This is a genomic window from Streptomyces sp. NPDC003379, assembly GCF_053589195.1.
This window is the reverse complement of sequence record NZ_JBSFRK010000029.1, coordinates 71,713-80,303: the sequence shown is the minus strand read 5'-3', so window position 1 is coordinate 80,303 and position 8,591 is coordinate 71,713. Positions and strand designations below refer to the sequence as shown.

The following is an 8,591-nucleotide window of genomic DNA, read 5'->3' as shown; positions in this document are numbered from 1 at the left end:
CCGGGGCCCGAACGCCGCCTGTCACCTGCGGGTGGGACGTGGTTGCTCGCGCCGTTCCCCGCGCCCCTGACGGGGCCCGACGCCGTCCGTCACCTGCGGGTGGGGCAACCCGCTGGCGATAGACGACCTCTTAAGGGGCGCGGGGAACTGCGCGACCAGCCACAGCTGACCCGCACTCGCTCATAAGGGAGGATTCCCGCAGTGACGTTCGACGAGCGAGAGGCCGGCGCCTTGGACAGTGTGACCGCATCCCATGACGCCGCCGAGGCAGAGATAGAGGCAAGGGCAGAGGCAGGGGCGGAGGGAGAGAGAGGGGGGCGCCGACCCTTGGGGCGGAGGGTCGGCGCCGGGCTCGCCGGCGCGCTCCTGGCGGGCGTCAGCGCCGTCATCGCCTTCCGCGTCGGCGACTCCGACGGCTTCACCCCCGTACCGCAGCTCCTCGCGTTCCTGCCGTGGCTCCTCGTCCCCGCCACCGCCGCGCTCCTGCTGGCCGTACTGGCCCGCTGGCGCACCGGCATGGCCTGGGCCGTCGCCGTCCTCGCCCTCCTCGCCTGGTACATGGAGCCGTACGGCCGCATCGACGCCCCGTCCGGCAAGGCCGTCGCCGAGCTCCGCGTCATGACGTCGAACGTCGAATACGGGAAGGGCACCCACGGACTCATCCGCGCCGTGCGCGAGGAGCGGCCCGATCTGCTCTTCGTCGAGGAGTGCGACTACGCCTGCGCCGCCACCCTCCGCAAAGAGCTGCCCCACGCCGACTACCCGTACCGCGAGTCGGTCGACGCGTACGGCCCCGAGGGCTCGGTCATTCTCGCCAACGTCCCGCTGAAGAGCCCGCACCGCATCAAGGCCACCCTCGGCATGCCCGGCGCCGTCGCCGACGTGAAGGGGCACCCGGTTCGGATCCAGCTCGCCCACCCCATGCCGCCGCTGCCCCGCGAGGAGGGTCTGTGGCGCAAGGAGCTGAAGGACATTCAGGAGTACGCCGCCGCAGGTGACGGGCGCTCCACCATCGTCGCCGGGGACTTCAACGCCACCCAGGACCACGCCGCCTTCCGCTCCCTCCTCGACAAGGGCGGACTGCGCGACGCCGCCCGTCTCGACGGCTCCTCCCGCTACCCCACCTGGCCCACCGCCGTACCCTCACCGCTCGGCGCACAGATCGACCACGTCCTCGCGACGCCGGACTTCTCCGCCCGGGACGCCCGTTTCCTGGAGATCGGGAACACCGACCACCGCTCGCTCGTCGTCACGCTCACCCTTCACCGCGCCGACACGGAACGTTGATCCACCGGCCGGGGCAAGCAACGTAAAGCGGCGATAATGGGCACATGCCTCGTGAGACCCCCACCGCACCCCCGGGTCCACGCGGCCCCCTGCGCTCCCGCCCACGCCCACGCGCGCGCCCACTGACCCCGCCCGCCTGGCTGGTCAGGTCACTGAGACCACAGTCCGCGCCCGTCCCCTGGGCAGCCGCCGCCCGCGCCTCCGTCGCCATGGCGCTGCCGCTCGCCGTCGGCATCCTCGCGGGGCAGCCGACGTACGGCGCGCTCGCCTCCATGGGCGCGCTCTCCGGAGTCATCGGCGACACCGCCGACGCCTACCGGATGCGCGTACTCAACATCGCCGTGCCGCAGCTCTTCGGCGCCCTCGGCGTCACCCTCGGCTCGCTCGTCTTCGGGCACGGCTGGGTGGCGGTCGGCGCGGTCACGTTCGTGGCGCTCGTCTCCGGGATGATGTCGACGATCGGAGCCGTCGCCTCCGTCGGTGGGCTGCTCCTGCTGCTCAACTGCGTGGTCGGCGCCGGGCTCCCGATGCCCGGTCAGTGGTGGCTCGCCCCGGCCCTGATGACCGGCGGCGGCCTCCTCGTCCTGGCGCTCGGCCTGCTCGCCTGGCCGCTGCGGTCCGGCGTCCCCGAGCGCGCCGCCGTCGCCGCCTCCTACCGCTCGGTGGCCGCGCTCCTCGACGCGGCGGGCACGGACGCGTACGACGACGCGCGCACCGCCGTGACGGCCTCCCTGAACCAGAGCTACGACCTCGCTCTCGCCCGGCGCGCCCGCGACCACGGCCGCAACCCGGAACTGGTCCGGCTCGTCGCCCAGTTGAACGCCCTCAGCCCCATCGTCGAAGCGGCCCCCGCCGCCCACCTGAGCGCCCGCCACGCCTGCGTACGCCTCCCGTCCGAGATCCCCGCCGCGGTGCGCGCCCTGGCTCAGGCGGTGGAGCGGGGCGGCCGGGCCGAAGCCCCCGTAGCCAAACCCTCCGTAGCCGAAGCCTCCGTAGCCGACGACCCCTTCGTAGCCGCCCCCTCCGCAGCCGAACCCCCCGTACAGGCGCCGGAGGCGATCCGTCTGCCCGAGCGCGGCGACCACGCCGCCCGTGCCCTCGACCACGCCGTGCTGCACGCGGCGGAGACGCTGAGCGACCCCGACCCGCTCGGCGTCATCGCGGCCGACGACCGGCTCGGCCGGCCCGCCGCGCTGCGCGTCCGGGCCCGGCGCGCCGCCCGCAACGTCATCCTCTCCGGCACGTCCTGGCGCTACGGCCTGCGGCTCGCGCTCTGCATCGGTATCGCGCAGGCCCTGGTCTCGCTGATCGACGTCCCCAGGTCGTACTGGGTGGCCCTCACCATCACGTTCGTCCTCAAGCCCGACTTCGGCTCGGTCGTCTCGCGCGCCGTCCTGCGCGCCCTCGGCACGGCGGTGGGCCTGGTCGTCGCGGCCGCCGTCCTCACCCAGGTGCCGCACGGCTGGTGGGACGTGCCCGTGATGCTGCTGCTCGCCCCGCTCATCCCGGCCCTCACCACACGCGGCTACGGCTACCAGACGGCGGCGATCACCCCGGTCATCCTGCTGCTCTCCGACATCCTCAACCACCAGGGGCTCGGCCTCGTCGTCCCACGCCTCGTCGACAGCCTCATCGGCTGCGCCATCGTGCTCGTCGCGGGCTATCTGCTCTGGCCCGAGAGCTGGGGGACACGGATCGGCGACCGGCTCGCGGACGCGGTCGCGGACACCGCCGGGTACGTGGAGTGCGCGTTCGGCGCCACCGCCGAAGCGGCCGAGCGGGCCCGGCTGCGCCGCCGCCTCTACCGCGACCTGTCGGTCATCCGCTCCGAGTTCCAGCGGGCCCTGACCGAGCCGCCGCCGACCGGCACCCGCGCCACCGCCTGGTGGCCGCTGGTCGTCGCCGTCGAACGCATCCTGGACGCCACGACCGCCGCCCGTGTACGCATCCGCCACGGCGCGCAGGCCCCGACGTCCGAGGAGGTGGCGGAAGTGGCGCGCGAGCTGAGGGAGCTGGCGCGCGGGCTGCGCGCCTCGGACATCCTGGAAGAGGTGCGCTCCGACTTCACCGTCGGTCCCAAGGACAGCGTCCTGGAGCCCCTGCGCCAGGAGGTGGGCGCGGCAAGGGCAATCGCGTCCCCCAAGGCATAGCGCCCCGAAGGGTCGCGGGGAACTGCGCGACCAGCCACAGCCGGCCCAAGGTTCCCCGCGACCTGAACTCCTCCTCCGCTCCGGTCTCGTACGCCCAGTACGAGGGCGCTCCGTACTCGTTCGAACGACCGTGGGGGGTCGATGAAAGGGGGTCGATGAAAGGTGAACGTTTTCGGTGGCTGTGAGTCTCGGGGGACCCGAGGCGCGTGGGGTTGATGGCAACTCGCGATAGCGCGGGCCTATCACCCGGTCCCGGCCCGCCCAGAACGGCTGGTTCTCATGGGGTTTGGGTGTCTGGTGCGGCGGCCGTACCGCCTCTACGCTCATCGACCATGGAGCTCGAGGTCAGGCACCTCCGCGCGCTGTGCGCCATCGCCGACACCGGCAGCCTGCACAAGGCGGCGCGCCAGCTCGGCATGAGCCAGCCGTCGCTGACGACGCAGCTGCGCCGCATCGAGAACGCGCTCGGCGGCCAGCTCTTCGCCCGCGAGCGCACCGGCTGCCGCCCGACGCCGCTCGGCCGGGTCGTCCTCAGCCGGGCCCGCCCCCTCGTCACGGAGATGCGGGCGCTGGTCGCCGAGACCAAGGCGGCCGCCGCCCGCGCCACCGAGGGCCCGCGGCTGCGCATCGGCTCCACGGCCAGCCGTGCCATACCGGGCTGGCTGCGCAGGCTGCGCGTACGCCTGCCGGGCACCGAGATATCGCTCCAGATGGACGTGTCCGCCAACGCGCTGCTGCGCATGGTGGCCACGGCGCAGCTCGACGTCGCGTTCGTGCACGAGGTCGAGGGCAGTCCGCTGCGGCTGCCGGAGTCGCTGCGAAGACGCGTACTCCTGGACCGCGAGCCGCAGTTCGTCTCCCTCGCCGCGGACCACCCGGCGGCCGGGCGTCCCGTCGTGCGGCTCTGCGACCTCGCGGACGACCGCTGGATGGTCGATCCGACGGTCGACGGCGAATGGGACGGCCTGCGCCGCGTCCTGACGGCGGCCGGACTCAACCCGCCCGTCCTGCACGGTGATTACCTCACCGCCGCGTCCCTCGTCGCCACCGGTGAGGTCGTCACGCTCTGCCAGCCGACCTCGCGGGGCCGCGCCGACATGGCCGTACGCCCCCTCTTCGGCGACCCTCTAGGCGTACGCCTCCTGGTGGCGGCCCGCACCGAGGACGAGCTGAACGCGGTCTACGGCGAGCTGGAGGCCGCCTACTGGGAGGCGGCCCGGCAGTCCCCCGCCTATACGGAGTGGCTGCTGCGCGCCGGTGACCCACGGGGGGCCACCGGCGGCACGTTGGTCCCGACCGGCTGACGACCTCCGGGCAGGCGGCTCAGACGCCGATGTCGCAGCCGTCCTTTCGCCACACCGAGACGACCGACGGGCGGACGATCCTGCCGGGCCCGTCGGGCCAGGCGCTCGCGGGCTTCTCGACGGAGGCGCCGTCGATCTCGCCCGGGTGCTGCACGGCGACGACCACGCGCCGGTCCTGGACGAGCGGACCGCAGGTCTCGGCGCCGTTCGGCATGGTCAGGAACTGCTTCAGCTCACCGCGCCGGTCACCGCGCGTGGCCACGCCGAACAGGCCGTCGTGGGAGCCGAGCTGGTTGCCGTCGGTGGATATCCACAGGTTGCCGTGCGGGTCGAAGGCGACGTTGTCCGGGCAGGAGATCGGGGAGACGCGGTCCTTGGGGAAACCGGCGAAGTACGTCGACGGGTCGTCCGGGTCACCGGCGACCAGGAACAGCGACCAGCCGAAGGAGGTCGCGTCCGCCCGGTTGCGGCGCTCGGTCAGCTCCAGGATCTGCCCGTGCTTGTTGAGGTTGCGCGGGTTGGCCTCGTCGGCGCCCGCCTTGCCCGCCTTGCCTCGGTCGGAGTTGTTGGTGAGCGCGACGTACACCTTGCCGGTGTGCGGGGAGGGCTCGATGTCCTCGGGCCGGTCCATCTTGGTGGCGCCCGCCTTGTCACCGGCGAGGCGCGTGAAGACGTACACCTCTTCGGCGGTCATGCCCTCGACGTGGCTGACGGCCTTCCCGCCGGGCCCGGCGGTGGCGAGCGGTATCCAGGTGCCGCCCCCGTCGAACTCGCCGTCCTCCGGAAGACCGCCCTTCCCATCTATCTGATCCACCGGGGAGTCACCGGTCAGCTTGGCGACGTACAGGGTGCCCTCGTCGAGCAGTGTGAGGTTGTGCTCGTGGGCGGCGCGGGACGTGCCCTTGGCGACGCGCTTGCTGCTGACGAACTTGTAGAAGTAGTCGAACTTCTCGTCGTCGCCCATGTAGACGACCGGGCGGCCGTCATGCGTGAGGCGCGGCTGCGCGGCCTCGTGCTTGAAGCGGCCGAGCGCGGTGCGCTTGCGCGGGGTCGACTCCGGGTCGTAGGGGTCGAGTTCGACGACCCAGCCGAAGCGGTTGGCCTCGTTGGGCTCCTTGACCAGGTCGAAGCGCTCGTCGAACCGCTCCCATTTCCTCTCGGAGGCCTCACCGGTGACGCCGTACCGCTTGAGGCGGGCGGCGGCCTGCGGGTCGGTCACCTTCGCGGCGTTGGCGAAGTACTGGTTGAAGTTCTCCTCGCCGTGCAGCGTGGTGCCCCACGGCGTCGTACCGCCCGAGCAGTTGTTGAGCGTGCCGAGGACGGTGGTGCCGCGCGGATCTGCCTTCGTGCGTACGAGCGGACTGCCGGCGGCCGGTCCCGTGAGGCGGAAGCGGCTGGTGGCGGTGAGCCGCCGATTGAGGTGATGACGGCTGACGGCACGCAGCTTGCCGCTGCGCCGCTCGCCCTCCACCACGACGACGGAGAGGCCGTGCGCCGCCCAGGCGATCTCGACCTGCTCGCGGGTCGGGTTCGAGGGGTCGTACCCCTTGAACATCAAAATCTCGTCCGTGTACTCGTGGTTGGCGACGAGGACCTGCCGGCCGTGCTCGCCGCGCAGGGGCAGCAGGGAGAGGAAGTCGTTGTTGTAACCGAACTGGCCGGCCTGCGCCTTGGCGGACTGCTTGTCGGCGTCGAAGGCGGGCGCGCCGCGCAGGATGGGCTCGCCCCACCGGATGACGACGTTCTGCTCGTAGCCGGTGGGGACGGTGACGGCGTCGGCGGTGTTCGGCGCGACGGGCGCGAACCGTAGCCCGCGCGCTCCCTTGCTCTTCCCGACCTGGTGCCCGCCCTGGTGCCCGTCCTGGTGCCCGCCGGGTGCGACGGCAGCCGCCTCGCTCGCGCCCGGACCCGCGATGACGGCGCTGCCCGCGGCGGTGGCGACCGTCACGACGGCGGCGGCGCGCATCAGCGAACGGCGGCTGAGCGCACCGGCGATGACGTCACCCACGTACGCGTTCTCGCTGGTGTTGGGCACCTCGCCGAAGCAGGCGTCGCCGCAGCGGAAACGGCAGGTCAGGGCGGAACGGCCGCCGCTCCCCTGATGCGAGGTGATGATCGGCAGCAGCTTGGGCACGGATCCTCCGTCGTCGTGGCGTGGCTTGTTTCCGACGTGAGGCTAGGTGTGGGTTCCGGCCCGGCGGCGGCCTGCGGGTGAACGGCGGGTGAATCCGTGAGGCCCGGGAGGAAGTTGAGGTGAGACCCGTCTCGGGGTGACCCTGCCCAAGATCGCCAGTGGCGGCGGCTAACCTTACGTGTCCGCCCTGGCCAGGGATTTACGGCAATCAACTCACGCGAAGGATTGCGCACATGGGCATTCTGAATCGCCTGCGGAACGCGTTCGGACGGTCACGCAAGGAGAGCGTTCCTGAGGCGCGGGAGCCCGAGCGTGGCGTTGCGACTGCGCTTGAACCGGGGCCGGGCGCCTCGACTCCCACGGAAGCCGCAGGAGCCCCGAGTGCCTCGGGAACCCCGGACACTCCGGACGCCCCGGACGCCTCTAACACCCCTGACGCCCCTGAGGCCCCTGACGCCCCGAAGGTCACGGGATCCGTGTCGCTCCCGTCCCCGTCACCCGAGCCGACCCCGCCCCCCAAGGCCACGGTCCCCTCCCCCAGCCCGGAGCCCTCACCGTCGTCCTCGACGGTGGACGACCTGGTCGCGGCAGCGTTCGACAACGTGACGGTCCCGACCCAGTCGCCTACGACCCAGGACAACGCCGAGCCGGAACCGGAACCCACCACACGGGGGGAAGCCGCCCACCAGGAGCCGGAAGCCACGGAGGAAGCGACCGCTACCGCTGTGGGCAATCGTCCCGCGGGGCGATTGGGGTCTCCCCTGCTCGAGCGGAGCCGAGAGCTTGGGGAAGGGTGGGCACAGCCCGAAGGCGCGGGGGCCGATGTAGCGACGGGAAGTACCGCCCCCTCGGCGGAGCCGGAAACCCCGGCGGAGCCAGAGGTCCTCACGGAACCGGAAACCCCCGCTGAACCGGAAACCCCGGCGCAGCCGGAAACCCCCGCGGAGCGGGAAACCCCTGCGGCGCCAGAAACCCCCGCTCCAGCCGAACCGGAGGTTCCCGCAGGAGACGGCGGCCCCAAAAAGCCCGCCGTCCCCCCGGCAAAGCTCCGCTCCAAAGCCCCGGCGCTGGCCCCCGCCTACAAGGCCGCCGGCGCCGCCCTGAAGAAGAACGGCCTCACCGGAACCCGAGCCCAGGTCTACCTGGTCCTCGACCGCTCCGGTTCCATGCGCCCGTACTACAAGGACGGCTCCGCCCAGAGCCTCGCCGAGCAGGTCCTCGCCCTGGCGGCGCACACGGACCCCGAGGCCACCGTCCACGTCGTCTTCTTCTCCACGGAGATCGACGGCACCGGCACCCTCACGCTCCCCGAGCACGAGGGACGTATCGACGAGCTGCACGCCGCCGCGGGCCGCATGGGCCGCACCAGCTACCACCGCGCGATCGAAGAGGTCGTCGCCCACTACGAGAGGTCGGAGCACAAGAAGAACGGCACCCCCGCCCTGGTGATCTTCCAGACGGACGGCGCCCCCGACGCGAAGGGCCCGGCGAACCAGGCCCTGGCGGACGCCACCGCGCACCCCCTCTTCTTCCAGTTCGTGGCGTTCGGCGAGACCGACGCGAAGGGCTTTGACTACCTCCGCAGGCTGAAGACGGAGAACGCCGCCTTCTTCCACGCGGGCCCGGCCCCCCGCGAGCTCACGGACAAGGAGCTCTACGAGGGCCTCCTGGCGGCCTGGCGCCCGTAACCCCTCGCCGGCGGGTGGACGGCACCCC

General features: G+C 72.4%; 5 protein-coding genes. 4 read left to right on the top strand and 1 reads right to left on the bottom strand.

Features of this window, described 5'->3' with window-relative positions:
* Positions 1-327 precede the first annotated feature (327 nt).
* The 3 genes from ACWDVB_RS26415 to ACWDVB_RS26405 all read left to right on the top strand — a co-directional run bounded on the left by ACWDVB_RS26415 (position 328) and on the right by ACWDVB_RS26405 (position 4,741).
* On the top strand, positions 328-1,287 hold the full coding sequence (locus ACWDVB_RS26415; protein ID WP_451517132.1) for an endonuclease/exonuclease/phosphatase family protein: 960 nt from the start codon (positions 328-330) through the stop codon (positions 1,285-1,287).
* Between the two features lie 44 nt (positions 1,288-1,331).
* Positions 1,332-3,437 carry an FUSC family protein gene (locus ACWDVB_RS26410; protein WP_451517133.1) on the top strand — a complete coding sequence of 702 codons (2,106 nt, stop codon included), beginning with the start codon at positions 1,332-1,334 and terminating at the stop codon, positions 3,435-3,437.
* Between the two features lie 332 nt (positions 3,438-3,769).
* On the top strand, positions 3,770-4,741 hold the full coding sequence (locus tag ACWDVB_RS26405; RefSeq protein ID WP_451517134.1) for a LysR family transcriptional regulator: 972 nt from the start codon (positions 3,770-3,772) through the stop codon (positions 4,739-4,741).
* A gap of 19 nt (positions 4,742-4,760) precedes the next feature.
* Here ACWDVB_RS26405 and ACWDVB_RS26400 read toward each other — a convergent pair whose 3' ends face one another.
* Positions 4,761-6,875 carry a PhoX family protein gene (locus tag ACWDVB_RS26400; protein WP_451517135.1) on the bottom strand — a complete coding sequence of 705 codons (2,115 nt, stop codon included), beginning with the start codon at positions 6,873-6,875 and terminating at the stop codon, positions 4,761-4,763.
* A gap of 476 nt (positions 6,876-7,351) precedes the next feature.
* On the opposite strand from ACWDVB_RS26400, the gene ACWDVB_RS26395 reads away from it, so the two are divergent.
* Positions 7,352-8,563, top strand: a complete 1,212-nt coding sequence (locus tag ACWDVB_RS26395; protein WP_451517136.1) for a VWA domain-containing protein — start codon at positions 7,352-7,354, stop codon at positions 8,561-8,563.
* The last annotated feature ends 28 nt before the right edge of the window (positions 8,564-8,591 follow it).

What these genes read in the sequence shown, in the direction of transcription:
- ACWDVB_RS26405 (WP_451517134.1), top strand. Translation starts at nt 3,770, where the DNA reads ATGGAGCTCGAGGTCAGGCACCTCCGCGCGCTGTGCGCCATCGCCGAC.
- ACWDVB_RS26410 (WP_451517133.1), top strand. Translation starts at nt 1,332, where the DNA reads ATGCCTCGTGAGACCCCCACCGCACCCCCGGGTCCACGCGGCCCCCTG.